This window comes from Sulfuritalea sp. (assembly GCF_017302275.1).
Lineage (GTDB): Bacteria > Pseudomonadota > Gammaproteobacteria > Burkholderiales > Rhodocyclaceae > Sulfuritalea.
The window spans coordinates 1-26,897 of the sequence record NZ_JAFLDR010000035.1; the positions used below are offsets into that span (position 1 = coordinate 1).

Consider the following 26,897-nt stretch of genomic DNA (forward strand, 5'->3'; position numbering starts at 1 on the left):
CTTCGGCTCCGGCTCCGGCTCCGGCAAAGAAGTAAGCTCGCACTGAACCGAACGGGGAAGTCGCCACACGCGGCTTCCCCGTTTTTATCGCCGGCCCGCGAAACGGAATCCCGGCGCGCAAAACCTCCGCAGGATGCGGAGACGGTATCCTTGCGATTTGTTCGGCACACGTGACCCATGGACATCCTGCTCCAGCAGATCATCAACGGCCTCACCACCGGCAGCGTTTACGCCGTCGTGGCGCTCGGCTACACCATGGTCTATGGCGTGATCCAGCTGATCAATTTCGCCCATGGCGAAGTGGTCATGATCGGTGCCATGGTGGCCTTCGGCGTGATCACCTCGCTCGCCGGCAGCGCGCTGCCGCCGCTGGCCATCGTCCTTGCCGGAGTGCTGGCCGCAATTCCGGCCTGCATGGCGATCGGCTACTCGCTGGAACGGGTCGCCTACCGCCCCTTGCGCCACGCGCCGCGCCTGGCGCCGCTGATCACGGCGATCGGCATGTCCATCATCCTGCAGCACCTTGCGCTGCTGGCCTGGGGCCGAAATCCGCTGGCATTTCCACAGATCATCGACAACCCGAGCTTCGCCATCGGCGGTGCCGCCATCAGCGGCGTGCAGATAGCCATCATCCTGTTGTCGATGGTGATGATGGCCGGCCTCTCGTGGTTCGTCTATCGCACGCGCTTCGGCATCGCGATCCGCGCCACCGCCGAGAACGTCCACGTCGCGGGCCTGATGGGCGTCAATGCCGACCGCGTGATCGCCGCCACCTTCGTCATCGGCGCGGGACTCGGCGCCGTGGCCGGCGTCATGTTCGGCACCTATTACGGTATCGCCCATTACACGATGGGCTTCACCCTCGGCCTCAAGGCCTTCTCCGCCGCCGTACTGGGCGGCATCGGCAACCTGCCCGGCGCCATGGTCGGCGGCCTGCTGCTGGGGCTGGTCGAAGCGCTGGGCACCGGTTACATCGGCGAATTCACCGACCTCTGCCGCTGGCCGGGCGCCGCCGACGGCGGCTGGATGGGCGAGCGCTGCGTCGATGGCGGGCACTTCGTGCTGTTCGGCAGCAACTACCAGGATGTGTTCGCCTTCCTGATGCTGATACTGGTGCTGGTGTTCCGGCCCTCCGGCCTGCTTGGTGAACGGGTCTCGGAAAGAGCCTGATGGGCTGGAGCAAGAAAGAGAAATTGGGCCTGGCCTGCATCGCAGTGGCGCTCATCGCCCTGCCCTTCGTGCTGGCGATGGCCGGCACTGCCTGGGTACGCATCACCAACTTCGCCGTGCTCTTCGTCCTGCTCTCGCTCGGCCTCAATATCGTGGTCGGCTTTGCCGGCCTGCTCGACCTCGGCTATGTCGCTTTCTTCGCCGTCGGCGCCTACGTCTATGCGCTGCTGGCCTCGCCGCATTTCGGCCTGCACCTGCCCTTCTGGCTCATCCTGCCGCTCGGCGCCGCGGTGGCCGGCATCGCCGGCGCCGTGCTGGGAGCGCCGACTCTTCGGCTGCGCGGCGACTACCTCGCCATCGTCACGCTGGGCTTCGGCGAGATCGTGCGCATTTTCATGAACAACCTCTCGGCGCCGGTGAACATCACCAACGGCCCGAAGGGCATCAACCTGATCGACCCCTTCCGCCTCGGCGACTTCAGCTTTAGCGCCAATTCCGGCGCACTCAGCGGGCCGATCAAGTACTACTACTTCCTGCTGCTGGTGCTGCTCGCCGTCATCGTCATCAACCGGCGGCTGCAGGATTCGCGCATCGGCCGCGCCTGGGTGGCGATCCGCGAGGACGAGATCGCCGCCAAGGCCGCCGGCATCAACACGCGCAACATCAAGCTGCTGGCCTTCGCCATGGGGGCGTCGTTCGGCGGCATCGCCGGCGGCATGTTTGCCGCGATCCAGGGCTTCGTCAGCCCCGAGAGCTTCATCCTCAACGAATCGATCATGATCCTGGCCATGGTGGTGCTGGGTGGCATGGGCAACATCTGGGGCGTGATCGCCGGCGCCGCGCTGCTCTCCTTCATGCCCGAGTTGCTGCGCTATACGGTGGAGCCGGCACAGAAGGCGCTGTTCGGCAGGATGCTGGTCGATCCCGAAGTGCTGCGCATGCTGATCTTCGGCCTGGCGCTGGTGCTGACCATGCGTTTCCGCCCGGCCGGCCTGTGGCCGGAGACGCGGCACAAGCGCGAACTCGACGCGGATCGAAAATGACCGGGGTACTGCTCGAAGCCCGCAATATCGGCAAGAAATTCGGTGGCGTGCAGGCACTGAAGGATGTCTCGCTGACCATTCGCCGCGGCGAGATTTACGGCCTGATCGGCCCCAACGGCGCGGGCAAGACCACGCTGTTCAACGTGTTCACCGGCCTCTACCCGCGCGACGGCGGCGAAGTGCTCTTTGCCGGCAGGCCTTTGACCCTGGAAAGCCCGCACACCGTGGCCGCCGCCGGCATCGCCCGCACCTTCCAGAACATCCGCCTGTTCGGCAACATGACGGCGCGCGAGAACGTCATGGTCGGCCGGCACGTGCGCACCCGGGCCGGCGTCTTCGGCGCCATCTTGCGCACCCCCGCCGAGCGCGCGGAGGAAGCCGCGATCCGCCGCTCAGCCTCCGAACTGCTGCATTACGTCGGCATTGCCGACCGCGCCGACGACCTGGCGCGTAATCTTTCCTACGGCGACCAGCGCCGGCTCGAAATCGCCAGGGCGCTCGCCACCGAGCCGCAACTGCTGGCGCTCGACGAACCGGCCGCCGGCATGAACGCTACCGAGACCGTCGGCCTGCGCCAGTTGATCGAGGGGCTGCGCAAGGACGGCCTCACCGTGCTGCTGATCGAGCACGACGTCAAGCTGGTGATGGGCCTGTGCGACCGTGTCGCCGTGCTCGAGTACGGCGAGAAGATCGCCGAGGACGTGCCGGAAGCGGTAAAGAACAATCCGAAGGTGATCGAGGCCTACCTTGGCACGAGCGCTCATTGAGGCCCTGAATCTACAGATTCACTACGGCGGCATAGCCGCCGTCAAGGGCATCTCCTTCGCTGTCGAGGAAGGCGAGATGGTCTGCCTGATCGGCGCCAACGGCGCCGGCAAGACCTCGACCCTGAAAGCCCTGGCGCGCATGATTCCCGCCCGCGGCGAAATCCACTACGGCAGCGAGCGCATCGACGCCCTGCCGGCGCACGATCTGATCCGCAAGGGTATCGCCCTGGTGCCCGAGGGGCGCGGCATTTTCGCCCGCCTCACCGTCGCAGAGAACCTTGCCATGGGCGCCTACCACCGCGACGACAGGGCAGGTATCGCCGCCGACCTCGAACGCATCCACTGCCTGCTGCCGCGCCTGCGCGAGCGCGCGACGCAAGTCGCCGGCACGCTTTCCGGCGGCGAACAGCAGATGCTGGCCATCGGCCGCGCCCTGATGGGTCGTCCCCGACTGCTGCTACTCGACGAGCCTTCGATGGGCCTGGCGCCACTGATGGTGGAAAAGGTCTTCGAGGTGATCCGCGCCGTCGCCGCCGAAGGCATGACCATCCTGCTGGTCGAACAGAACGCGAAGCTCGCGCTGGAACTCTGCGCGCGCGGCTATGTCATGGAAAGCGGCGCGATCACGCTTGCCGATACCTCGGCGGCGCTGCTCGCCGATCCGCGGGTGCGGGCTGCCTACCTCGGCGAGTAAATTCAAGAGCCATTTCTGCGGCAAAGCCGGAGACGGTGTTCCTTGCTGCCGGCGCTGGCGACACGACGCGATATACCGCGCGGCTCGCACATTCTCAGTCTGCAAGGCAGTTACCCACGTTCCAGCCGTAGAGCCATTCCATCGCGTCGTAGAAGCGTTCCGGCGTGCGGCCTTTCCACAAGTCGTTGCGCACCAGTCGCTCGACATCCTTGGCGTGGTAGATGCGACCCATCTCGCGCGAGGAAAGCACGATGCGCGCGGTGCGGGCGACGCGCGACCGCTGGTAGAGCGCAAAGGCCTTGATGAAATCGTTGTCATTGACGCGCAGGGCCTCGCCGAGCGTCACCGCGTCTTCCATCGCCATGCAGGCGCCCTGCGCCATGTATTGTGTGGTCGGATGCGCGGCGTCGCCCAGCAGCATGGCGCGGCCGAAGATCCATTGGCCGATCGGTTCGCGGTCCGCCGTGGCCCAGCGCTTCCAGGATTTCGGCAGGTCGATCAACTGGCGCGCGCGCGGGCAGATGCCCTGGAAGTAGCTTTGCACCTCCTCCTTGCTGCCTTCGGTGACGCCCCATTCCTCCTGCTGGCGGCTGTGGAAAGTGACCACCACGTTGTATTGCTCGCCGCCGCGCAGCGGATAGTGCACCAGATGGCAGTTGGGACCGACCCAGATGCTGGCTGCATTCCACTGCAAATCGGGCGGAAAATCCTTCTTGTCCACCACCGCCCGATACACCACATGGCCGGTGACGCGCGGCGGATCATTGACGTACTGCGCGCGCACCACCGATTTGACGCCGTCGGCGCCGATCAGCGCGAATCCGCGATGGGACCGGCCGTGCTGGTCGATCACAGTGACGCTGTCGGCATCCTGCTCGATGCGCTCGACGCGGGTCGAGGTCAGAAACTCGACCCGCCCGGTCTCCCGTGCGCCTTCCAGCAGCGAGCTGTGTACGTCCTGGCGATGGATCACCGCGTAGGGGTTGCCGAAGCGCTGGCGGAAGGCATCGCCGGTGGGGATGCGACCGACGACGTACTCGTCGATGGCGTCGTGCATGATCATGTAATCGGTATACACGGCGCGGCCGCGCGCCTTCTCGCCGACGCCGAGCGCGTCGAAGGCGTGGAAGGCGTTGGGGCCGAGCTGGATGCCGGCGCCGATTTCGCCGATCTGCGGCGACTGCTCCAGCACCTTGACGCTGAAGCCCTGGCGCACCAGGGCCAGCGCGGCGGCGAGGCCGCCGATGCCGCCGCCGGCGACGAGTACGGGCAATGATTCGTTCATCGGTGGATACCTTCGCGCTTATTCGGCCTGGCCGACGTTCAGGGCAACGTCGCCGACGCCGTCGATGTGGCCGCTGATGCGATCACCCGGCTTGACGGGTCCGACGCCCTCGGGCGTGCCGGTGTAGATGATGTCGCCGGGTTCGAGGTGGTAGAACTTCGAAAGGTCGGCCAGCAGCTCGGGAATGTTCCAGATCAGTTGCGAGAGGTCGGCACTCTGCTTCGTTTCGCCATTGACCTGCAGCGTGATGGCGCCGCCCGTCAACACGCCGAGATCGCCGACCGGCAGGATGGGCGCGCACACGGCGGACTTCTCGAAATCCTTGCCCAGATCCCAGGGCCGGCCCTGCTCGCGGGCCACGAGCTGCAGGTCGCGGCGCGTCAGGTCGAGGCCGGCGGCATAGCCGAAGATCATTCGCGGCGCGTCGGCTTCGGCGAGGCGGAAGCCGTGGGCGCCGATGGCGACGATGAGCTCCATCTCGTAGTGGTAGTTGGCGGTGCCGCAGGGGTAGGGCACGGTGGCGCCGGAGTCCACCAGGGCGGAGGGCGACTTGGTGAAGTAAAAGGGCTTCATCGTCGCCTTATCGACCGGGTTGCCCATCTCCAGCGCGTGGGCGTGATAGTTGCGACCGACGCAGAAAATGCGGTGGACCGGAAAGCGGGCGGCCGTGCCGATCAACGGCAAGGCGGGCGTGGCGGGGGGCGCGAAGACGAAGTTGGCTGTGGACATGTGATTTCCCTTCAGTTGCGGATTTCGTAGACGCCGAGCTTTTTCTGCAGTGGCGCGTCGTCGGCGATGAAGATGAACGCGGGACGCTCGCTTGAGCGGTTGGCCAGCGTGATCGGCGCGTAACCGGGAATGCAGCAGGTATCGGCGGCATCGAGCGCGAACTCTATGCCGGCGGCGCCGACCGAGGCGGCGCCCTCGATCTGGTGGAATACCATTGCGGTGGAGCGTGCCGGAAGATTCAGCCGCTCGCCGGGACGCAGCATCAATGCCGAATAGCCGAGGATGCGCTGGCAGTCGTGGCCGTTTTCGGGATTGACATAGGCGACCTGCACCGCCTCGATTTCGGGCCGCCGCGCGGCGATGGATTCCAGCGTCCCGCGCACGTCGGCCCAGGGGTAGCGCAGCATGGGGAAGGTCGATCGGCTGCGGGCGAACATCGGCGATGGCAAGACGCCGCCGCGCCGGTAGTCGCGATCCACGCCCTCGGTGGTGACCGTCTGCGCCTTGCCTTCTGTGACGTAGGAGGCTTCGCAGTAGTAGACGATGGGCAGGTCGAGCACGTCTAGCCAGACCACGGGTTCGTTGCCGTCGTGGCCGTGCTCGTGCCACATGCCGGTGGGCGTCAGGATCAGGTCGCCGCGACTCATCGGGCATTTCTCGCCTTCGACCGTGGTGTAGGCGCCCTCTCCCTCGACGATCATGCGCACGGCATTGGGCGTGTGGCGGTGCGAGGGCGCCCACTCGCCCGGTTGCAGCAACTGCATGCCGAGGTAGATGGTCGAACTCGCCTGCATCTTTTCGAGGCCGTGGCCAGGATTGGCCAGCACCAGCACGCGGCGCTCGGCTTTCTCGATCGGCGTCAGTTCCCCGGCGCGCATCAGCAGGGGACGCAGACCCTGGTAGGGCCAGCAGGTGGGCTGCGTCCTGATCGCCGGCTTGCCCGGCGGCAGCACGGCCCGCAGGCTGGGCCACAGGGGCACCAGGTTCTTCTTGGTCAGTGCGGCGCGGTAGTCCTCCGGCAGGTCTTCGAGGCGGCCCAGTTCGTTCATCTTCGCTCCTTGGTCGGCGGTGCAATGGCGGGTCGAATGATCTGCGCCATCGACGCTTTATTCATTGCAGCGAATACTAGACGGGCGTGCTTGGCCCGTAAATCCGCGAATTACGATATAAAGTATTCGAAATTCGAATAGAGACCCAAGCCATGGACGCAATCGACATTCGCCTGCTGATGGTGTTCGACGCGATCTACAAGACACGCAGCGTGACGGCGGCGGCGGAAGCGCTCGACCTCGGCCAGCCGGCGGTCAGCGTTGCGCTGGCCAAGCTGCGCCACCATTTCGGCAACCCGCTGTTCGTGCGCACCTCGAACGGCATGGAACCGACGCCCTTCAGCGAGGGCCTGGTGCAACCGGTGCGCGAGGTGCTGGCCGCCGTGGAGAAAGTGCTAGGCCATCGCGGCGAATTCGACCCTGCGACCTCGGAACGCAGCTTCCGCATCTGCATGACCGACATAAGCCAGTTGGTGCTGCTGCCGCGCCTATGGGAAACGCTGCGCGAAACGGCGCCCGGCATCCGCATCGAGATCATCCCCATGAGCAGCGACACTGCGCGCCTGCTGGAAAGCGGCGAGGCCGACCTCGCGGTGGGCTTCTTGCCGCAACTGGAGGCGGGCTTCCACCAGCAGTCGCTGTTCGTGCAGAGCTTCGTCTGCATGGTGGCGCGCGACCATCCGCGCATCGGCGACAGCCTCGACCTGGCCCGCTTCGAAGTCGAGGACCACGCGGTGATCAGTTCCTCCGGGGCGGCGCCGACCATCCTCGAACGGGAGATCGCGCGCCAAGGCATCAAGCGCCGCATCGCGTTGAAAATTCCAAGCTTCCTCGGCGCGGCCTTCGTCATCGAGCACACCGACCTGGTGCTGACCGTGCCGCGTCGGTTGGGCGACGTGCTGCAGGGGCGCGGAGCCTTCCGCTTCCTGCCGGTGCCGTTCCCGCTGCCGGAGTACGAGGTCAAGCAGCACTGGCACGGACGCTATCACCACGATGAAGGCAATCGCTGGCTGCGGCGGCTGGTGTCGCGCCTGCTCGCCGGCGCGGCCTGATCGCGCTCAGGCGGATTCGGATTTTTTCGACGCGCGAAAACGGCCGAGGAGTTCCAGCAAGAGCTTCTTCTCGGCAATCGTAAAGGGTTTGCAGACTTCCTTTTCGTGCTGGGAGGCGCGGCGGACCGCCTCGGCCAGCAGCTCGCGCCCGGCGTCGGTCAGGTGCAGGTGGTTATGGCGCCGGTCGGTGGTCGAGGCGCGTCGTTCGAGCAAGCCTCGGCGCGAAAGCTTGTCCAGCATCGGCACCATCGACGAGCGTTCCAGTCGCACCGTGGCAGCCAGTTTCGACTGGGTGATGCCGTCGTTTTGTTGCAGAACCTCGAGCACGGAAAAAATCGCGGGCGACACGTCGATCTCGCTCAGCGCGTTGCCGAAATGCTCGAACACCGCCAACTGCGCGAGGCGCAGGTGGAAGCCGACATGGCTGGCGAGGCATCCGATCGAGGGTGGTTTGCGGCTGGCGGGCATGGCGTTTCTGGAATGGGTCGATAAAACAGTTTGCCATCTAATTTGACATCGAACAAGTTTACGTATTGCGCAATTCCATTGCTGTGCTGCACAAAAATTTCATCCAAACCAAAGCATTAGAGAATGATTATTTTGCAGAAATCTTAATAGTTCGATATAAAACAGGTTGACATCGACACGCTTGACCCGCAGAATCCGCTCCTCATCCAAGGTCAGCCAGGCGCGCGCAGATGTGCCGGGACCGGCAGGCGGTGTCCGTGAAGTACCCGAGGAGAGCGTGAGCATGTCCAAGAACTCGGCGACCCCGTTGCGGTCGCATCCGGTGTAATCGGCGTGGATGCGGCCGTCGCCCTGTTGCTGGCCCAGGATGGCATCACCAACGGCGCCATCTATGCGCTGCTCTCACTGGCGCTGGTACTGGTGTTTGCCGTCACCCGCGTGATCTACATTCCCCAGGGGGAATTCGTCGCCTACGGCGCGTTGTCGATGGCCGCGGTCAATGCCGGCTTCCTGCCGCCGACGATGTGGCTGGTGGTCACGCTGGGTATTGCCGTCGCCATCGTCGACAGCGTGGCCGCGATCCGCGAAGGCGCGAAGGCGCGCCTGCCGATGGTCATTTTCAAGAACGCGGTGCTGCCCATCCTGGCGGTGATCGTGGTGCGCCAGCTGCCGCTGAAGGATCTGGCATACGTGTTGCAGGTGCTGATCGCCCTGGCCTTCGTCGTACCGCTGGGGCCGCAGGTCTATCGCCTGGCCTTTCAGCCGGTGGCGGAGGCCAGCGTGCTGCTGCTGTTGATCGTTGCGGTTGCGGTGCACTTCGTCATGGTCGGCATGGGGCTGTATTTCTTCGGCGCCGAGGGTGCCCGCATCCCGCCTTTCACCGATGGCGGCGTGACCCTGGGGCCAGCCTATGTCCAGTACCAGACCATCTGGATCGTCGGCATCGCGGCGCTGCTGATCGCCGGTCTGGCGCTGTTTTTCGAGCACTCGATCTACGGCAAGGCCCTGCGCGCCACCGCCATCAACCGTACCGGCGCGCGCCTGATGGGCATTTCGGCGGACCTCGCGGGCAAGCTCTGCTTCACGCTGTCGGCGCTGGTCGGCGCCTTTTCGGGCATCCTGATCGCGCCGATCACCACGATCTACTATGACACCGGCTTCCTGGTCGGCCTCAAGGGTTTCGTCGGCGCCATCATCGGCGGCCTGGTCTCCTATCCGCTGGCGGCGGCCGGCGCGGTCCTGGTCGGCCTGCTCGAATCCTATTCGTCCTTTTACGCCTCGGCCTACAAGGAAGTGATCGTGTTCACCCTGATCATTCCGGTGCTGCTCTACCAGTCGCTGACCACGAAGCACATCGACGACGAGGAGGACCACTGAGATGGCCGCCTTGCTGACGTCCAATCGTGTCCTGATTGCCTTCCTGCTTGGCTTGGCCATGTTGCCGCTGTTTGCCGCGCAGTTCACGGTGACCATCGTCAATTACATCGGCCTTTACGCCCTGGTGGCACTGGGCCTGGTGCTGCTCACCGGCATCGGCGGGTTGACCTCTTTCGGCCAGGCGGCCTTCGTCGGGCTTGGCGCCTACGCGACCGCCTACCTGACCACGCGCCATGGAATGTCGCCCTGGGGCACGCTGATCGTCGGCATGGTGATCACCACGGCCGTGTCGCTGGCGCTGGGTTTCATCACCCTGCGCCTGTCGGGCCACTTCCTGCCGCTGGGTACCATCGCCTGGGGCATCTCGCTGTACTTCATCTTCGGCAACGTGCAGGCGCTGGGCGGCCATGGCGGCATCGACGGCATTCCGCCGGTGGACCTGTTCGGCCTGGAGCTCGGTTCCAGCCGCGCCTTCTTCTATGTGATCTGGATCACCCTGCTGGCGGCGATCATCACCACCCAGAACATGCTCGACTCGCGCGAGGGACGCGCCATGCGCTGCCTGCGCGCCATGACCATGACCGAGGCGATGGGTATCAACACGCTGCGCTACCGCATGGTGCTGTTCATGATCGCCGCGCAGTTTGCCTGCGTCTCGGGCTGGCTGTATGCGCACCTGCAACGCTTCGTCAATCCGACGCCGTTTTCGCTCGGCCAGGGCATCGAGTACCTGTTCATGGCGGTGCTCGGCGGCGCTTCCGCCGTCTGGGGTGCGGTGTTCGGTGCCACGGCGGTCAGCTTCCTCAAGGAATGGTTGCAGGACTGGCTGCCCAAGCTGCTGGGCGCCACCGGCAATTTCGAAATGGTGGTGTTCGGCCTGCTGACCATCGTCGTGCTGCATCGCGCGCGCGACGGACTCTGGCCTATCCTCCTGCGCGTGTTTGCCATTGTCGCTCCCCAGCGGCAGCAGATGAGGGAGGTCGAGCCGGCGCTGCCGCTGCCGCGTCGCGATGCGCCGGCGCCGGGCAGCGAGGTCCTGCGGGTGATCGAGGTGACCAAGCGCTTCGGCGGCCTGGTGGCGAATAACAAGATGAACCTGACCGTGCGCGCCGGCGAAGTGATGGCCCTGATCGGGCCGAACGGCGCGGGCAAGAGCACGCTGTTCAACTGCATTTCCGGCGTCAATCCGGCCACCGAGGGCGAGATCCGCTTCATGGGCAAGAGGATCGACCAACTCGGCTCGCGTGAAATAGCCAAGCTGGGCATGAGCCGCAGCTTCCAGCACGTGCGACTCAACCAGGACATGACCGTGCTGGAGAACGCCGCCATCGGTGCGCATTTGCGCGGACGCAAGAACTTTGTCCAGTCCGCCTGGCGCCTCGACCGCGAGGAGGAACGCCGCCTGCTCTGGGAAGCCGCGCACCAGTTGCAGCGTTGCGGCCTCGGCGAGCACCTGTTCGATACCTGCGGCAGCCTGCCGCTGGGCAAGCAGCGCATCGTCGAAATCGCCCGTGCCCTGTGCAGCGATCCGACGCTGCTGCTGCTCGACGAACCCGCCGCCGGCCTGCGTCACCTGGAGAAGCGCGCGCTGGCCGAGCTGCTGGCCAAGCTGCGTGGCGAGGGCATGGCCATCCTGCTGGTGGAACACGACATGGACTTCGTCATGGGCCTCGCCGACCGCGTGCTGGTCATGGAATTCGGCGAATACCTGGCCGAAGGCCTGCCGCAGGAAATCCAGACCAATCCCAAGGTGCTGGAAGCCTACCTCGGAGGTGTCGACGAATGAAGCCGGTGATCATGGAAACCAGCGGCCTGTGCGTCAACTACGGGCGTGTCGAGGCCATCCACAACGTCAACATACGCATCCGCGAAGGCGAGATCGTCACCGTCATCGGCCCCAACGGCGCTGGCAAGACCACCCTGCTCTCGGCACTGATGGGCCTCCTGCCGGCACGCGGCGAAGTGAAATACCAGGGCCATTCGACCCTGGGCGCCATGTCGGTCGACGCGCTGGTGGCCAAGGGGCTGGTGCTGGTGCCGGAAAAGCGCGAACTGTTCGGCTCGATGTCGGTGGCCGACAATTTGCTGCTCGGCGCCTTTGCCCGTCATCGCCGTGGCGACCGCGACCACGCCAAGACCATGGACGAGGTGTACGCGATCTTTCCGCGCCTGGCCGAGCGCCACAAGCAGGAGGCGGGCACGCTCTCCGGCGGCGAGCGCCAGATGCTGGCCATGGGGCGCGCCCTGATGGCCAAGCCGACGCTGCTGATGCTCGACGAGCCCAGCCTCGGCCTGGCGCCGCTGATCGTCAAGGAGATCCTGCGCATCGTGGTGCAGCTCAAGAGCATGGGCGTTTCGATCCTGCTGGTGGAACAGAACGCGCGTGCTGCACTGCAAGTGGCCGATTACGGCTATGTGTTGGAGAATGGCAGCGTGGCGGTGGAAAACGAAGCCAAGGCCTTGCTCCATGATCCGCGCGTGATCGAAAGCTATCTTGGTCTTGGCGGCAGCCATTCCATCGCCGCCTGATTTTTTATCGCCGTGCCTGCAAGTCAACCGCTGTCGTTTGCCTACACACAAAACCGAGGAGAAAACATGAAAGTCAAACTGTCCATCAAGCCGCTGGTGATCGCCCTGTCCCTGTTCGGCGCCACCGCTGCGCTGGCCGACATCAACATCGGTGTCAGCGTGTCCGCCACCGGCCCCGCTGCCGTGCTCGGCGGCCCGCAGAAGAACACCGCCCAGTTGTTCCCGACCAGCATTGCCGGCGAGAAGATCAACTGGATCGTGCTCGACGACGCGTCCGACCCGACGGCCACGGCGAAAAACGTCGCCAAGTTTCTCAGCGAGACCAAGGTGGACATGCTGATGACCGGCACCACGACGCCCGGCGTGATGGCGGCCGCCGGTCCGGCGGCGGACAGCAAGACACCGCTGATCGCCCTGGCGCCGAACCGCCTGGACGGCGAGAAGTTCAAATGGACTTTCACGATGCCGCAGCCGATTGGCCTGATGGCCGAGCCGCTGCTTGAGCACGCCAAGTCCAAGGTCTACAAGACCGTGGCCTTCCTCGGCTACCACCCGGATGCCTACGGCGAGGTCTGGATCAAGGCCATGGAAGCCCTGTCGCCCAAGTATGGCGTCACCTTCGGCCCGATCGAGGGCTTTGCCCGCACCGACACCTCGGTCGCCGGCCAGGTCATCAAGCTGGTCAGCCTCAAGCCCGACGCGGTGCTGGTCGTCGCCTCGGGTTCGCCGGCGGCGATGGCGCATGCGGCCCTCTCCGAGCGAGGCTACAAGGGCCAGATCTACCAGACCCACGGCGCACCCTCGCCGGTCTTCCTGAAGAACGGCGGCAAGGCGGTCGAGAACGGCATCCTGGTGGCCGGCCCGGTGCTGGAGTGGGAACAACTGCCCGACTCGCATCCCTCGAAGAAAGTCAGCGGCGAGTACGCCAAGGCCTACGAGGCAAAGTACGGCCAGAACTCGCTGTCGTCCTTCGGCGGCCACATGTGGGATGGCTGGGCCATCGCCTCGCGCGCGATTCCGGTGGCACTGAAGAAAGCCAAGCCGGGCACCGCCGAGTTCCGTGCCGCGCTGCGCGATGCGATCGAGAGCGAGCGCGAGATCGCCGGCGTGCATGGCGTCTTCAACTTCAGCCCGACCGACCACTCCGGCTTCGACGGACGCGCCCGCGTGTTGCTGCAGGTGCAGAACGGCGCCTTCAAGGTTATCTCGAAGTAACACCACGCCAAAGGACGTCGCATGAGCGCCATTGCCCGCAAGCCGGCCGAGCTGTTCGTCGATCCGGCCGTCATCCTCGAAGCCCGGCCGGACGGTAGCCGGCTGTTCCGTTCCAAGCTGGAGCTGCCGGGCTTTGCCCGCTGTTCCGGCGAATGGCTGGAACGCTGGGCGGCCGAGACCCCGGATGCCATCCTGATCGCCGAGCGCGGCGCGGATGGCGAATGGGTCAAGGTGACTTACGGGCAGGCGCTGGCGCGCGTCTATCGCATCGCCACCTGGCTGCTCGGGCAGAATCTCTCGCCCGAGCGGCCGGTGCTGGTGCTCTCCGACAACGGCGTCGAGCATGCCCTGCTGATGCTGGCCTGCCTGCATGTCGGCGTGCCGATCAGCCCGGTCTCGCCGGGCAACTCGCTCTTGTCCAAGGATTTCCTCAAGCTCAAGGCCAACGTCGAATTGCTTCGCCCCGGTGTCATCTTCGCCGACACCATCGAACGTTTCATGCCGGCGATCAACGCCATCGCCGGGCTGCATGACGGCGTCGTCGTCGCCGGCAGCCGCAGTGCGCCGCAGGCCGGCACGCTGCCCTTCGCCGAGATCGAAAGAGTCGGCGCTGACGACACGGCGAATTTTGCAGCAGTCAAGGCGGCATTCGCCAGGATCACGCCCGATACCATCGCCAAGTTCCTGTTCACCTCGGGTTCGGTGGGCACGCCCAAGGCGGTGATCACCACCCAGCGCATGATGTGTTCCAACGCCGAGATGAAATCCATCATCTGGCCCTTCCTCAACACGCAGAAGCCGGTGATCTGCGACTGGCTGCCCTGGAGCCACGTCTTCGGCGGCAGCCACAATTTCAACAAGGTGGTTCGCTTTGGCGGCAGCCTCTACATCGACGACGGCAAGCCGCTGCCGGCCCTGCTGCCGAAGACCGTGCGCAACCTCACCGACGTCTCGCCCACCATCTATTTCAGCGTGCCCCTGGCCTACGCCCTGCTTGTCGCCGAGCTGCGCGACAACGCCGCCTTGCGCAAGAGTTTCTTCTCGCGCCTGCAGATCATCTTCTATGCCGGCGCCGCGCTGCCGCAATCGACCTGGGACGAACTCGAACGCCTCGCCGTGATGGAGCTGGGCCATCCCGTGGTCATGCTCTCGTCGTGGGGCTCGACGGAAACCGCGCCGGCCTGCACCGACTGCCACTTCCAGGCCGTGCGCTCCGGCGTCATCGGCGTGCCGATTCCCGGTACCACCCTGAAGCTGGTGCCGGTGGCCGACAAGCTGGAAGTCCGCGTCAAGGGGCCCAACCTCTTCCCCGGCTACTGGAAGCAGCCCGAGCTCACCGCCAAGGCCTTCGATGACGAAGGTTTCTACATGATCGGCGACGCCGTGTCCTTCGTCGATCCGGCGCGCCCCGAACAGGGCCTGCTGTTCGACGGCCGTGTCGCCGAGGATTTCAAGCTGCTCTCCGGCACCTGGGTCCATGTCGGCAGCATCCGTGTGGCCGGCATCAGCGCCTTGTCGCCGATCGCCCAGGACATCGTGCTCACCGGCCATGACCGCGACGACATCGGCTTCCTGGTGTTTCCCAACATCGGCGAATGCCGCCGCCTGGCCGGCCTCGGCGACGACGTGCCGGCGGCCCAGGTGGTCGGCCATCCGGCGATCAAGGAGCGGGTACGCGAAGGCATGGTGCGTCTCAAGCAGCACGGCGGCGGTTCATCGACCTACCCGGCACGCGCCCTGCTGATGGCCGAGCCGCCCTCATCCGAACATGGCGAACTCACCGACAAGGGCTACATCAACCAGCGCGCGGTGCTGACTCGCCGCGCCGACCGTGTCGTCGAGCTGTACTCCGACGTTCCCGATTCCAGCATCATTTTTATCTGAAGCAGGCAATGACCGACAAACTCGTAACCCACAGCCTCGACGGGCTGGTCTACACCATCACCCTGAGCCGCCCGGCGAAGCGCAACGCGATCAGCGACCGCCTGCTCGACGCCCTGGAAAAGGCCTGGGACGCGCGTCCCGCCGAGGCCCGCGTGGTGATCCTGGCCGGCGCCGGCGAGCACTTCTGCGCCGGCCTCGACCTCTCCGAGCACCAGCACCGCGAACCCTCCGGCGTGATGCTGCATTCACAAGGCTGGCACCGCGTCTTCGGCAAGATCCACCAGACCGGGATCCCGGTGGTGGCCGTGCTGCACGGCGCGGTGATCGGCGGCGGCCTGGAACTGGCCACCTCGACCCACGTTCGTGTCGCCGAAGCGAACACCATGTACCAGTTGCCCGAAGGCCGCCACGGCATCTATGTCGGTGGCGGGGCCTCGGTGCGCGTGGCGCGCATCATCGGCCCCGGCCGCATGGCCGAGATGATGCTGACCGGGCGCATCTACAGCGCCGAGGAAGGCCAGCAACTGGGCCTGTCGCATTACCTGGTCGGCAAGGGCGAAGGCCTGGCCAAGGCGCAGGAACTGGCCAAACGCATCGCCGAGAACGCACCGCTGGCCAACTACGCCATGGTCACCACCATACAGCGCATCAGCAACATGTCTTCCGACGATGGCCTTTACGTCGAATCGCTGATGGCGGCCGTGGCGCAGACCAGCCCGGAAGTGGTGGCGCGCATCGGCTCCTTCCTCAACCGCAAGGGCATGGGACCGCAGACGTGACAGCCCTATCCCCAGCCCTTTCCCCGGGGGAAAGGGTGACCAATGTTCTGCCGCTGCCGCGGCTTCCGGTAAATGACTTGCTGCCTCCTTGGGGCGGCCCGGCGGAGGCAGCATGAACCTCGACGAACTCGTCGCGATCGACACTCACACCCACGCCGAAGTTTCCTGCTGCCAGCCCAAGGACCCCTGGTTCGATGCCTACGAGCGCGCCGCCGACAAGTATTTCAAGAACGCGCACCGGCCGACCATAGACGAGACCATCGCCTATTACCGCGAGCGCAGGATCGGCCTGGTGATGTTTGCCGTCGATTCCGAGTCGCACATCGGCAACCGCCGCATCGCCAACGAAGAAGTCGCCGAGGCGGCGGCGAAGAACAGCGACATGATGATCGCCTTCGCCAGCATCGATCCGCACAAGGGCAAGATGGGCGCCCGCGAGGCGAGGAAGCTGATCGAGGAGTACGGCGTCAAGGGCTTCAAGTTCCACCCGACGGTGCAGGGCTTCCACCCGCAGGACCGCATGGCCTGGCCGCTGTATGAAGTGATCGCCGAGTACAAGCTGCCGGCGATCTTCCACAGCGGACACTCGGGCATGGGCAGCGGCATGCGCGGCGGCGGCGGGTTGAAACTTGAAACCTCCAACCCGATGCTGCTCGACAGCGTGGCGGTGGATTTTCCCGACATGCAGATCGTCATCGCCCACCCGTCATGGCCCTGGCAGGACGAGGCGCTTTCGGTCTGCCTGCACAAGCCCAATGTCTGGATCGACCTCTCCGGCTGGTCGCCAAAATATTTTCCGCCGCAACTGGTGCAGTACGCCAACACCCTGCTCAAGGATCGCATGCTCTTCGGCACCGACTTTCCGCTGATTCCGCCCGACCGCTGGCTCGAGGATTTCGAGGCTGCCGGTTTCAAGGATTCCGTGAAACCGCTGATCCTCAAGCAGAACGCCATCCGATTGCTCAAACTCGACCAGGCAGAAAAGAAATGAAATTCGACAATTCCACCTTCATCGTCACCGGCGGCGCTTCGGGCCTCGGTGAAGCCACCGTGCGCCGCTTTCACGGCGCCGGCGCCAATGTCGTGATCGCCGACCTCAACAGCGAGCGCGGCGAGAAGCTCGCCGCCGAGCTGGGTTCGCGGGCCGCCTTCGCCCGCACCGACGTCACGGCGGACGCCGACGGCCAGGCCTGCGTGGCCAGGGCGCTGAGCGCCTTCGGCGGCTTGCACGGCCTCGTCAATTGCGCCGGCGTCGGCACGCCGGAAAAGGTGCTGGGCAAGAACGGCCCGCAGCCGCTGGCCAACTTCGCCAAGACCATTGGCATCAACCTGATCGGCACGTTCAACATGCTGCGCCTGGCCGCCGATGCGATCAGCAAGGGCCAGCCGAACGCCGCCGGCGAGCGCGGTGTGATCATCAACACCGCCTCGGTCGCCGCCTTCGACGGCCAGATCGGTCAGCCCGCCTACGCCGCATCGAAAGCCGGCGTGGTCGGCATGACGCTGCCGGTGGCGCGCGAGCTGGCCCGTTTCGGCATCCGCGTATGCACCATCGCCCCCGGCCTGTTCTATACGCCGATGATGGAATCGCTGCCGGCCGAAGTGCAGGACTCGCTGGCCAAGTCGGTGCCCTTCCCGCCGCGCCTGGGCCGTCCCGACGAATACGCGCAACTGGCCGCGCACATCGTCGAAAACGAAATGCTCAACGGTGAAACCATCCGCCTCGACGGCGCGCTGCGCATGGCGCCGAAATAGTCACCTGACGGAAAACCATGCCGCGCAGCACCTTCTACAAGCACCGCATCGCCTTCGCCGACTGCGACCCGGCGCAGATCGTCTTCTTCGCCAATTACTTCAAGTGGTTCGACACCAGCGGCTTCGAGTTCTTCGTCGCCTGCGGCGTGCCGCCCTGGCGCGACACCGCGCAGAAGGGCGGCATCATCGGCACGCCGCTGGTCAAGGCCACCGCGACCTTCGTCAATTCGGCGACCTATGGCGAGGACGTGGTGATCGAAAGCTGGGTGGCGGAATGGCGCACCAAGAGCTTCGTCATGCGCCATGTCGCGCGCCGCGGCGACACAATCCTGGCCGAAGGCGAGGACATCCGCGTCTTCGCCATCATGGACCCGGCGCAGCCGACGCGCATCAAGGCCGTGCCCATCCCGCCCGCAATCCGCGCGCTCTGCGAGTAGCGCCCGTCCGGTAACCAGAACATGCCCCGCAGCCACACCTCAAGCTTCCGCATCGAATTCGGCGATTGCGATCCCGCCCAGATCGTCTTCTATCCCAACTTCTTCAAGTGGATGGACATCGCCGCCCTGCATTTCTTCAATGCCTGCGGCATCGAAAGCTGGCGCCAGACCAAGGCCGACTGGGGCATCATCGGCGCGCCGCTGGTCGGCGCCTCGGCGAAGTTCGTCAGCTCGGCCACCTATCCCGAACCGATCGAAGTCGATACCACGGTGGCCGAAATCAGCGGCAAGGCCTTCGTCCTCAAGCACGTCATCCGCCGCGGCGACACGGTGCTGGTGGAAGGCGAGGAAAAGCGCATCTTCGCCATCGAGGATCCCGCCAACCCGAAACGCATCAAGGCCGTCGCAATTCCCGAATCCTTGCTGGCGCAATGGCAATGAGCCTGCAAGAAGATTCCGATCCGCAGATTTCGCCGATTGACGCAGATGGAGCAATACGTCGTTTTGCCAAGTCGCGCCACCTGTCGGGTAAGCCGCCGGAATTGGCCGCTGCGTTGTCCAATCTGCGAAATCTGCGCCATCTGCGGATTGAATTGGAATTTTTATGACTAATTACACCGCCCCGCTCGCCGACATGCGCTTCCTGTTGCAGGAAGTCACGGGCCTCGCCGCCATCGCCCAGCTTCCCGGCTGCGGCGACGCCACCCCCGATACGGTCGACGCCGTGCTGGAAGAAGCGGGCAAGTTCGCCGCCGGCGTGCTGGCGCCGCTCAACGCCGTCGGCGACCGCGAAAGCTGCCGCCTCGACAATGGCAAGGTCGTCACGCCCGCCGGCTGGAGCGAGGCCTACAAACAGTTTGCCGAGGGCGGCTGGGTCGGCCTCGGGCTCTCGCCCGACTTCGGTGGCCAGGGCCTGCCCAAGTGCGTGGCGACGCCGGTCTGGGAAATGTGGTTCTCCGCGAACACGGCATTCACCATGCTGCCCCAGCTCAACACCGGCGAGTCCGAGGCCATCCTGCTCGCCGCCAGCGACGAGTTGAAAGCCACCTACCTGGAAAAGCTGGTCACCGGCGAGTGGGGCGGCACCATGAACCTGACCGAGCCGCAGGCCGGCTCCGACCTCGCCGCGATCCGCACCCGCGCCGAGCCGCAGGCGGACGGCAGCTACCGCATCAGCGGGCAGAAGATCTTCATCTCCTACGGCGACCACGAGATCACGCCCAACATCGTGCACCTGGTGCTGGCCCGCCTGCCCGACGCACCGCCCGGCGTCAAGGGCATCTCGATGTTCCTCGTGCCCAAGTACCTGGTGAATGCCGACGGCAGCCTCGGCGCGCGGAACGACGTGCGCTGCGTCGGCCTCGAACACAAGCTCGGCATCCACGGCAGCCCGACCTGCGCCATGAGCTTCGGCGACACGGGCGGGGCGGCAGGCTGGATCGTCGGCGAGCCCAACCGCGGCCTCGAATACATGTTCATCATGATGAACGAGGCGCGCTTCGGCGTCGGCGTGCAGGGCATCGGCATCGGCGAGCGGGCCTGGCAGCAGGCGCTGGCCTTCGCGAAAGAGCGCGTGCAGGGCCGCGACGCGGTCACCGGCGCGGTCGGCAAGCCGATCATCAATCATCCCGACGTCAAGCGCATGCTGCTGACCATGCGCGCCCGCATCATGGCCGCGCGCGCGCTGGCCTACACGGCGGCGGGCTGGTTCGACCTCGCCCGCCACTCGCCCGACAAGGCCGCCGCCGACAAGGCCCGGCGTTACACGGACCTCTTGATGCCGGTGGTCAAGGGCTGGAGCACCGAGCTGTGCCAGCAGGTCTGCTACGACGCGATCCAGGTACATGGCGGCATGGGCTTCGTCGAGGAAACGGGCATCGCCCAGCACTACCGCGATGCGCGCATCATCACCATCTACGAAGGCACGACCGGCATCCAGGCCAACGACCTGGTCGGGCGCAAGGTGCTGCGCGAGAACGGCGCCACGCTGCGCGAACTGATCGTCGAAATGCGCGGCGTGGGCGCCGAACTCGCTGCCACGGAAAGCCTGCGCCCGCTGGCCGAGCGCCTCGAAGAAGACATCGCCGCACTGGAACGCGCGCTCGACTGGATCCTGGCCAACGGCAAGGAACACATGGCCGCCGTGCTGGCCGGCGCCGTTCCCTTCCTGCAACTGCTGGGCACCGTCTGCGGCGGCTGGCAACTGGCGCGCGTCGCGCTCGCCGCGACAAATCCCGCCACCGCCGAACGCCACGCCCCGGACTACCTGCGAGGACTGATCGAACTGGCGCAGTTCCACGCCCACGCCCTCGGCGTGCAGGCCCCGGCACTGGCCGCCGCAATAGTCGGCGCTGGCGACACGGTGTCCGCCAGCGAATTCGCGCTGGGCTAGCCGGCCCTCGGGCGCGCCGGCCGCTTTCCCGCTGCCGCGGGAGCACGCCGGCGCCTCTGCGCCACACCCGCCGCGCCGGAATCCAGCAGCGCAGCTTCCATCGCCGTGATTTCGCGGTCATGCTCGGTCAGCAGCCGCAGGAACGCCGCGGCCGGCGCCGAGAGGCTGCGCCCGCGCAGGCGCGTGACGCCGAACTGTCCCTGCACGCCGAGGTCAAGCTCGCGGATCATGGCCAGGTCGCCATCGCGCAGTTCCTTGATGACCATGAACACGCTCATGATGGAAATTGCATCGGAATTGGCGAGGATCGCCTTCAGCACCGAGGAACTGTCGCAGGTAATCGCCAGAAGCCCGTTCGTGCTGACGTGCTGACGCACGGCTTGAGGCATGTGCCGGAGCATCTTGTCGACCGCATGTTGCGGCAGATGGGGGCCGGCGAGCGGAAAGCGAAAGATGTCCCCCGCACTGACTTCGGCCTGGGTCGTCAAGGGGTGGCCGGGCCGGCAGACGACGAAGGCCCGATGCGGCAACAGCGGCGTGATTTCCAGGTCGTCCTGACCCTGAACCTCGCTGACGTCGGCCACCATCAGGTCGACTTCCCGGCTGCGGATTCTGACCGGCAGTTCCATCCAGGGCAAGATCAGGACCCGGGTGCGCAGCCGGGGATAGAGGCGGGACAACTTGCCGATGGTGACGCCGACCATCGACGCCGCGCCCCACGGGCCGGAGCCGACGTTGAGCGTGCCGATCTCGAGTCCCTTGGCCAGTTGCAGTTCGCGGTCCAGGTCGCGCGCCGAGAGTTCCAGCCCACAGGCATGGCGCAGCACAAGTTCGCCGAAAGCGGTCGGCACGACGTCGCGCGGGCTGCGATCGAACAGGCGTACCCCCAACCCATCCTCGAGTGACTGGATGCTGCGGCTCAGCGCCGGCTGGGTGATGTGCAGAGCCGCGGCGGCACGGGCGAAATTGCGGTGTTCGGCGAGTGCCAGCGCGTGGCGCAGGCGGCGCATGTCAAACATCAGCGATTCCTCACGGTTATGGCCATCATGATAATAATGCATTGGACGCATGATTTTCAAGGCCGCAGAATCCGGCCATGGGCGCTGTCAAAGGCGGCCCGAACAAACAAAGGGCGGACCACGGTACCGCCGGAGGAGAAGACATGAACTCGCACTGCTTGCAGCTTCAGCGCAGGATCTCGCTACTTGCCATGATCGGCGCCACCGCGCTGCTCGGTGGTTGCGGCAAGGCGACGGCCCCCGCCGCGTCGGGCGGCGACGTCACGGCAGTCACCGCGAAGGCCAACGAGGCGACGGCGAAGGCCCAGGACCTGTCCGATCCGAAGAGCTTCGAGGACGCCAAACGCGGCTTCATCGCCGCACCGACGGGCCAGGTCAGGGATGCCGCTGGCAACGTCATCTGGGACTTCGACAGCTACGCCTTCGTCAAGGGCCCGGCGCCGGCCACGGTCAATCCCAGCCTCTGGCGGCAGGCCCTGCTCAACAACCAGGTCGGCCTGTTCAAGGTTACCGAGGGCATCTACCAGCTGCGCGGCTTCGACCTGGCCAACATCACGCTGATAGAAGGCAAGACCGGCTGGATCGTGGTGGACACCCTCACCGCGCGCGAAACGGCGACGGCGGCAATGGCCTTCGCGCGCAAGCATCTTGGCGACAAACCGGTATCGGCGGTGATTTTCACCCACAGCCACGTCGATCATTTCGGCGGCGCGCTGGGCGTGATTTCCGCCGAGGAGGTGGCGCGGCGCAAGCTGCCGGTGGTGGCGCCCTCCGGCTTCATGGACGAAGCCACCAGCGAGAACATCATGATGGGCGTCGCCATGGCGCGGCGTTCCATGTACATGTACGGCGGCCGCCTGCCGCGCGACGCCAAAGGCTCCGTCGATACCGGGCTGGGCAAGGCGGTCGCCTACGGCCAGGTCGGCATCCTGCCGCCGACGGTGGTAGTGGACCAGCCGCGCCAGGAGCTGACGATAGACGGCCTGCGCTTCGTCTTCCACAACGTGCCGGGCAGCGAGGCCCCCGCGGAATTCGTGTTCTACATTCCCGAGCGCAAGGCCTTCGGCGGCGCCGAGATGCTCAGCCACACGCTGCACAACCTCTACACCCTGCGCGGGGCCAAGGTGCGCGACGCGCTGAAGTGGGCCGACTACATCGACCAGTCGCTGGTCCATGCGGCCGATGCCGAGGTGATCTTCAACCAGCACCACTGGCCGGTCTGGGGCCAGGAGCGGATCCGCGAATTCATGGTCAAGCAGCGCGACACCTACAAGTTCATCCACGACCAGACCGTGCGCCAGATGAACGCGGGCCTCACCGCGCCGGAAATCGCCGAGACGCTGAAGCTGCCCAAGTCGCTCGACGACTACCTCAACGTGCATGGCTACTACGGCACGGTGCGGCACAACGCCAAGGCCGTGTACCAGTTCTACCTGGGCTGGTTCGACGCACATCCGTCCAACCTCGATGCGCTGCCTCCGGTCGAAGCCGGCAAGCGCTACGTGATTCTGGCCGGCGGCATCGACAAGCTGGCCGCCGCGGCACAGGCGGCCTTCGATGCCGGCGATTACCGCTGGGCGGCGGAGATGCTCAAGCACGCGGTATATGCCGAGCCGAAGAACAAGGCGGCGAGCGAACTGCTGGCGCGCAGCTTCGAGCAACTGGGCTATGTCGCCGAATCGGCGCCATGGCGCAACTTCTACCTGACCGGCGCCTACGAGCTGCGCAACGGCGTGCCGCAGAAGGGCATCACCATCGACATGCTGGTCGACATGCTGCAATACGCGCCGATCGAGCGTTTCCTCGAGCGCATGGCGGCCTCGCTCGACGGCGCCAAGGCGGCGGACGCCAATCTCAGGATCAACCTGGTGTTCTCCGACCTCAAGGAAAGCTACGTGCTGCAGATCGATAACGCCGTCCTGCATTACCACAAGGCGCCGCCGGACAAGGACGCCAACGCCACGCTGACGCTGACCAAGGCCTTCTTCCTCAAGATGATGACGGGCCAGGCCGGAGCCAAGGAGCTGCTTCTGTCCGATCAAACGAAGATCGAGGGCAGCAAGATCGACCTCGGCCGCTTCTTTTCCCTGATCGAGAAGGCGCCTGGCGTCTTCCCCATCGTCACCCGCTGAGCCCGCCAGAAGAACCATTCCCCGAGGAGATAGACATGAAGCGACGCGAACTCTTGAAGCATACCCTGCTTGCTGCCGGCGCCGGCCTGAGCGGCATGGCGCCGGCATTGGCGCAGACGGCGCCGGCAGTTGGAGCGCCGGGAAAGCGTGTGGAGCTCGAAATGCTCAAGGGCCAGGAAGGCGTGGGCAATCCTCGCGAGGCGCATGCCTATGCGATGGGCATGCAGGCTTTCGAATATGGCTTCCCGCTCATCTACATGGCCAACTTGATGTGGAAGTGGTCGGCCGATCCGACATCGGCGCTGAAGCCGCTGAACGCATGGATCCAGACCAAGGAGTTTGTTGCAACCTCGAACTACCGGGACGGTGGCTCCTTCAACACCGACACTGTGTACCAGGCCGCGTTTGTCGACCTGCGCAAGGGCCCGATGGTGATGACCAGCGGCGACCCCGAAGGTCACTACTCCTCGATCCAACTGTCGGACCTGTATACCAACAACTTCGCCTACATCAGCAAGCGTTCCGGAGGGCCTGTCTTTGGCAACTTCCTGCTCGTGCCGCCAGGCTGGACTGGCTCGGTGCCCGAGGGCAGGTTCGACCGCGTGCTGCGGTGTGAACAGAAGTGGATCTTCCTGCTCTACAGGCTGCGCATCGACCAGGAAGATCCGAAGGAAATTGCCTGGGCCAAGGCCAAGTACGCCAGTTCGAAGATCCTGCCGATGGATGATTTCCTCGCCGGCCGCGCGTTCGTGGCCAACGACTTCAAGGTCTTCGACCTGGCCAAGGTGGGGCGAGTTCCGCTGCGCCCCTTCATCATCCTCAATCACATGCTGGCCGAGAACCCGCCTCCGGAGTCCGCCGAAATACTGCTGCAAGGCTTCAAGACCGTGAACATCGGCCCGGGCCTTGACCTGGGCAAGAACGATGCGGACACCCAGCGCGGTCTGATGCGCGCCGCGCGGGACGCATTGCCGGCACTGCGCAGCCAGATCGAACGCCCCTGGGCACGCGCCGTGAATGGCTGGTACTACTTCCCCACGGATGTCGGGCGTGCGAACACCACGAACTACCTGATGCGCTCGGCCTGGCAGTCACTGTGGGGCATCGTGGCGCACCCTCCCTTCGAATGCACCTATCTCTGGGCCTCCGCGGACCAGAACGGCGAGCGCCTCAACAGCCAGGGCAGGTACGAGCTCTACATGCGCAAGGACCAGTTTCCCAAGGTCGAAGCCTTCTGGTCATTCACCATGTACCAGGACTTCAATCTGGTGGTCAACGAGATCAACCGCTGGGCCATCCGCGAGAACATGAAGGGCTTGAAGTTCGACGCCGACGGCGGACTGCGCATCTACATCCAGGCCGAGCGGCCGTCGGAAGACAAAATGAGCAACTGGCTGCCGACGCCCAAGACCGGCAACTTCAATCTGACCATGCGCAACTACATGCCGGCGCCGGAGATCGTCGAGCAGCGCTATGACCCGCCAGTGCTGAGGCGTGTTGGCTGATTCTCCCTTGTCCGCTGCCGGAGCCTGCGACTACGACTGGATCGTGGTCGGCTCTGGCTTCGGCGGCAGCGTCGCCGCGCTGCGCCTGGCCGAGAAGGGCTACAAGGTGGCGGTGCTGGAATGCGGTCGCCGTGTCGCCGACGCCGACTTTCCGGCCTCATCGTGGCACATCGGCCGCTTCTTCTGGGCGCCGGCGCTGGGCCTGCGCGGCATCTCGCGGGTCTCGCTGTTCAAGGACATCCTGATCGGCTCGGGGGCCGGCGTCGGCGGCGGCAGCCTGGTCTATGCGAACACGCTTTATCGCGCCAACCCCGCCTTCTTCGCGCACCCGCAGTGGGCCGGCCTCGCCGACTGGGGCGCGCTGCTGGCGCCGCACTACGAAACCGCCGAGCGCATGCTGGGCGTGCAGACCGTACCCTGGGAGAGCGAGAACCAGAAACTGTTGCGCGCCATGGGCGAACACTTCGGCGCTGCCGATACCTTTCGCCGCACGCCCTGTGCCGTGTATTTCGGCGCGGCCGGTGTCACCGTGCCCGACCCCTATTTCGGTGGCGCCGGGCCGGACCGTACCGGCTGCACGCGCTGCGGCGGCTGCACCACGGGCTGCAACGTCGGCGCCAAGAACACCCTGGTCAAGAACTACCTCTGGTTCGCCGAGAAACTCGGCGTCGACGTCCTGCCCGACACCGAGGTCGCCGACATCCGGTCGCTGGATGACGATGGCGAAGCCGGCTACGTCGTCACCACGCGCCGGCCAGGCGCATGGTTCGGTGGTGAAGGCCGCCGCCTGCGCGCGCGCGGTGTGGTGGTGTCCGCCGGCGCGCTGGGTACCAACCGGCTGCTGGCGAGTTGCAAGCACGGCGGCGGCCTGCCGCGCCTGAGCGACCGGCTGGGCCAGCTGGTGCGCACCAACAGCGAATCCATCCTCGCCGTGACCTTGCCCGACGCGACGCGGAAAGTCACCCACGATGTCTCGATCAGCGCCAGCATCCACGTCAGCCACGACACCCACATCGAACTGGTCAGCTATGGCGATCACGCCAGCTACATGAAGTTCTTCTTTACCCTGCTGACCGGCAACGGCACGCGCTTGACGCGGCCGCTGCTGCTTCTCGCGCAGGTCCTGCGCCATCCCTTGCGCTTCCTCAAGTCGCTGTCGCCCGTCGGCTGGAGCCATCGCAGCGCGATACTGCTCGTGATGCAGCCGCTGGACAACGCGCTTGCCTTCGTCGCCAAGAAGCGCCGCTTCGGCCGCGGCGTACGCCTGGCAACGGAACAGCATGCCGACAAGCCCAACCCGACCTTCATCGCCGAAGGCAACGCGGCCGCAGCCTGGCTCGCGCAGCATACCGGCGGCATCGCGCAGAGCATGGTGCCCGAGGCGCTGGCCAACATCCCGACCACGGCCCACATCCTCGGTGGTGCCGTGATTGGCGGCGATGGAGCGCGCGGAGTAGTGGATTGCGAGGGCCGCGCCTTCGGCTATCGCAACCTGATTGTCTGCGACGGCTCGATCATGCCGGCCAATCCCGGCGTCAATCCCAGCCTCACCATCGCAGCGCTGGCGGAACACGTCATGAGTTCCGTGTTGCCGGCCGCGGGCCCTCGGCAATGAA

General features: G+C 65.5%; 26 protein-coding genes. 20 read left to right on the forward strand and 6 right to left on the reverse strand.

The annotated features are described in order from the left end of the window. Positions 1 to 177 precede the first annotated feature (177 nt). Genes J0M27_RS16325 through J0M27_RS16340 form a run of 4 tightly spaced genes read left to right on the forward strand, consistent with a single transcriptional unit; the run spans position 178 to position 3,674 of the window. A complete protein-coding gene (locus J0M27_RS16325) occupies positions 178 to 1,170 on the forward strand; it encodes a branched-chain amino acid ABC transporter permease (RefSeq protein WP_294994014.1) in 993 nt (330 codons plus the stop codon). Then, positions 1,170 to 2,213, forward strand: coding sequence for an ABC transporter ATP-binding protein (locus J0M27_RS16330; protein WP_294994017.1), 1,044 nt, complete (start codon positions 1,170 to 1,172; stop codon positions 2,211 to 2,213). The genes J0M27_RS16325 and J0M27_RS16330 overlap by 1 nt, the downstream gene beginning before the upstream one ends. Then, on the forward strand, positions 2,210 to 2,980 hold the full coding sequence (locus J0M27_RS16335; protein WP_294994020.1) for an ABC transporter ATP-binding protein: 771 nt from the start codon (positions 2,210 to 2,212) through the stop codon (positions 2,978 to 2,980). The genes J0M27_RS16330 and J0M27_RS16335 overlap by 4 nt, the downstream gene beginning before the upstream one ends. Continuing rightward, a complete protein-coding gene (locus J0M27_RS16340) occupies positions 2,961 to 3,674 on the forward strand; it encodes an ABC transporter ATP-binding protein (RefSeq protein WP_294994023.1) in 714 nt (237 codons plus the stop codon). The genes J0M27_RS16335 and J0M27_RS16340 overlap by 20 nt, the downstream gene beginning before the upstream one ends. Before the next feature lie 94 nt (positions 3,675 to 3,768). On the opposite strand, the gene J0M27_RS16345 is transcribed toward J0M27_RS16340, so the two are convergent. From J0M27_RS16345 to J0M27_RS16355, 3 genes are read right to left on the reverse strand one after another with little or no spacing between them, the layout of a single operon-like run. Then, positions 3,769 to 4,959: a 3-hydroxybenzoate 6-monooxygenase gene (locus tag J0M27_RS16345; RefSeq protein WP_294994025.1), complete on the reverse strand. Its 1,191-nt coding sequence runs from the start codon at positions 4,957 to 4,959 to the stop codon at positions 3,769 to 3,771. 18 nt (positions 4,960 to 4,977) lie between these two features. After that, positions 4,978 to 5,688, reverse strand: coding sequence for a fumarylacetoacetate hydrolase family protein (locus tag J0M27_RS16350; RefSeq protein WP_294994028.1), 711 nt, complete (start codon positions 5,686 to 5,688; stop codon positions 4,978 to 4,980). Between the two features lie 11 nt (positions 5,689 to 5,699). Beyond that, positions 5,700 to 6,737 (reverse strand): cupin domain-containing protein, encoded by a 1,038-nt coding sequence (locus J0M27_RS16355; protein ID WP_294994031.1) that lies wholly within the window; start codon positions 6,735 to 6,737, stop codon positions 5,700 to 5,702. Between the two features lie 152 nt (positions 6,738 to 6,889). Between J0M27_RS16355 and J0M27_RS16360 the strand changes: the two genes are divergently transcribed. Further along, positions 6,890 to 7,789, forward strand: a complete 900-nt coding sequence (locus J0M27_RS16360; RefSeq protein WP_294994035.1) for a LysR family transcriptional regulator — start codon at positions 6,890 to 6,892, stop codon at positions 7,787 to 7,789. Between the two features lie 6 nt (positions 7,790 to 7,795). Here J0M27_RS16360 and J0M27_RS16365 read toward each other — a convergent pair whose 3' ends face one another. Together J0M27_RS16365 and J0M27_RS16370 are read right to left on the reverse strand one after the other, a co-directional pair. Then, positions 7,796 to 8,257 carry a MarR family transcriptional regulator gene (locus J0M27_RS16365; RefSeq protein ID WP_294994038.1) on the reverse strand — a complete coding sequence of 154 codons (462 nt, stop codon included), beginning with the start codon at positions 8,255 to 8,257 and terminating at the stop codon, positions 7,796 to 7,798. A gap of 99 nt (positions 8,258 to 8,356) precedes the next feature. Then, a complete protein-coding gene (locus tag J0M27_RS16370; protein WP_294994041.1) occupies positions 8,357 to 8,542 on the reverse strand; it encodes a hypothetical protein in 186 nt (61 codons plus the stop codon). A 48-nt stretch (positions 8,543 to 8,590) separates the two neighbouring features. Between J0M27_RS16370 and J0M27_RS16375 the strand changes: the two genes are divergently transcribed. From J0M27_RS16375 to J0M27_RS16430, 12 genes are all read left to right on the forward strand, one after another. Next, entirely contained in the window at positions 8,591 to 9,634 is a 1,044-nt protein-coding gene (locus J0M27_RS16375; protein ID WP_294994044.1) for a branched-chain amino acid ABC transporter permease, read from the forward strand. A gap of 1 nt (position 9,635) precedes the next feature. After that, positions 9,636 to 11,420: a branched-chain amino acid ABC transporter ATP-binding protein/permease gene (locus tag J0M27_RS16380; protein WP_294994047.1), complete on the forward strand. Its 1,785-nt coding sequence runs from the start codon at positions 9,636 to 9,638 to the stop codon at positions 11,418 to 11,420. After that, positions 11,417 to 12,163, forward strand: a complete 747-nt coding sequence (locus tag J0M27_RS16385) for an ABC transporter ATP-binding protein (protein ID WP_294994050.1) — start codon at positions 11,417 to 11,419, stop codon at positions 12,161 to 12,163. Before J0M27_RS16380 ends, J0M27_RS16385 begins: the two co-directional genes overlap by 4 nt. 66 nt (positions 12,164 to 12,229) lie before the next feature. Then, positions 12,230 to 13,378, forward strand: coding sequence for an ABC transporter substrate-binding protein (locus J0M27_RS16390; RefSeq protein WP_294994053.1), 1,149 nt, complete (start codon positions 12,230 to 12,232; stop codon positions 13,376 to 13,378). Positions 13,379 to 13,399: 21 nt separating this feature from the next. After that, the gene (locus tag J0M27_RS16395; RefSeq protein WP_294994057.1) at positions 13,400 to 15,262 is read left to right on the forward strand and encodes a feruloyl-CoA synthase; all 1,863 of its coding nucleotides are present in this window, start codon (positions 13,400 to 13,402) and stop codon (positions 15,260 to 15,262) included. Positions 15,263 to 15,270: 8 nt separating this feature from the next. After that, entirely contained in the window at positions 15,271 to 16,041 is a 771-nt protein-coding gene (locus J0M27_RS16400) for a crotonase/enoyl-CoA hydratase family protein (RefSeq protein WP_294994060.1), read from the forward strand. 112 nt (positions 16,042 to 16,153) lie between these two features. Then, positions 16,154 to 17,032, forward strand: coding sequence for an amidohydrolase family protein (locus J0M27_RS16405; RefSeq protein WP_294994063.1), 879 nt, complete (start codon positions 16,154 to 16,156; stop codon positions 17,030 to 17,032). Then, the gene (locus J0M27_RS16410) at positions 17,029 to 17,796 is read left to right on the forward strand and encodes a 3-hydroxyacyl-CoA dehydrogenase (protein WP_294994066.1); all 768 of its coding nucleotides are present in this window, start codon (positions 17,029 to 17,031) and stop codon (positions 17,794 to 17,796) included. The genes J0M27_RS16405 and J0M27_RS16410 overlap by 4 nt, the downstream gene beginning before the upstream one ends. A 17-nt stretch (positions 17,797 to 17,813) precedes the next feature. After that, a complete protein-coding gene (locus J0M27_RS16415) occupies positions 17,814 to 18,233 on the forward strand; it encodes an acyl-CoA thioesterase (protein ID WP_294994069.1) in 420 nt (139 codons plus the stop codon). Positions 18,234 to 18,254: 21 nt separating this feature from the next. Continuing rightward, positions 18,255 to 18,674, forward strand: a complete 420-nt coding sequence (locus J0M27_RS16420; RefSeq protein WP_294994071.1) for an acyl-CoA thioesterase — start codon at positions 18,255 to 18,257, stop codon at positions 18,672 to 18,674. Then, a complete protein-coding gene (locus J0M27_RS16425; RefSeq protein WP_294994074.1) occupies positions 18,671 to 18,841 on the forward strand; it encodes a hypothetical protein in 171 nt (56 codons plus the stop codon). Before J0M27_RS16420 ends, J0M27_RS16425 begins: the two co-directional genes overlap by 4 nt. After that, positions 18,838 to 20,625, forward strand: a complete 1,788-nt coding sequence (locus tag J0M27_RS16430; RefSeq protein ID WP_294994077.1) for an acyl-CoA dehydrogenase — start codon at positions 18,838 to 18,840, stop codon at positions 20,623 to 20,625. Before J0M27_RS16425 ends, J0M27_RS16430 begins: the two co-directional genes overlap by 4 nt. Here J0M27_RS16430 and J0M27_RS16435 read toward each other — a convergent pair. Beyond that, entirely contained in the window at positions 20,622 to 21,644 is a 1,023-nt protein-coding gene (locus J0M27_RS16435) for a LysR family transcriptional regulator (protein ID WP_294994080.1), read from the reverse strand. The genes J0M27_RS16430 and J0M27_RS16435 overlap by 4 nt on opposite strands. 143 nt (positions 21,645 to 21,787) lie before the next feature. On the opposite strand from J0M27_RS16435, the gene J0M27_RS16440 reads away from it, so the two are divergent. The 3 genes from J0M27_RS16440 to J0M27_RS16450 are packed head-to-tail and all read left to right on the forward strand — an operon-like array spanning position 21,788 to position 26,896. After that, positions 21,788 to 23,776, forward strand: a complete 1,989-nt coding sequence (locus tag J0M27_RS16440) for an alkyl sulfatase dimerization domain-containing protein (RefSeq protein ID WP_294994083.1) — start codon at positions 21,788 to 21,790, stop codon at positions 23,774 to 23,776. A gap of 35 nt (positions 23,777 to 23,811) precedes the next feature. Continuing rightward, positions 23,812 to 25,281 (forward strand): DUF1214 domain-containing protein, encoded by a 1,470-nt coding sequence (locus tag J0M27_RS16445; protein WP_294994086.1) that lies wholly within the window; start codon positions 23,812 to 23,814, stop codon positions 25,279 to 25,281. Further along, entirely contained in the window at positions 25,274 to 26,896 is a 1,623-nt protein-coding gene (locus tag J0M27_RS16450; RefSeq protein ID WP_294994088.1) for a GMC family oxidoreductase, read from the forward strand. Before J0M27_RS16445 ends, J0M27_RS16450 begins: the two co-directional genes overlap by 8 nt. The last annotated feature ends 1 nt before the right edge of the window (position 26,897 follow it).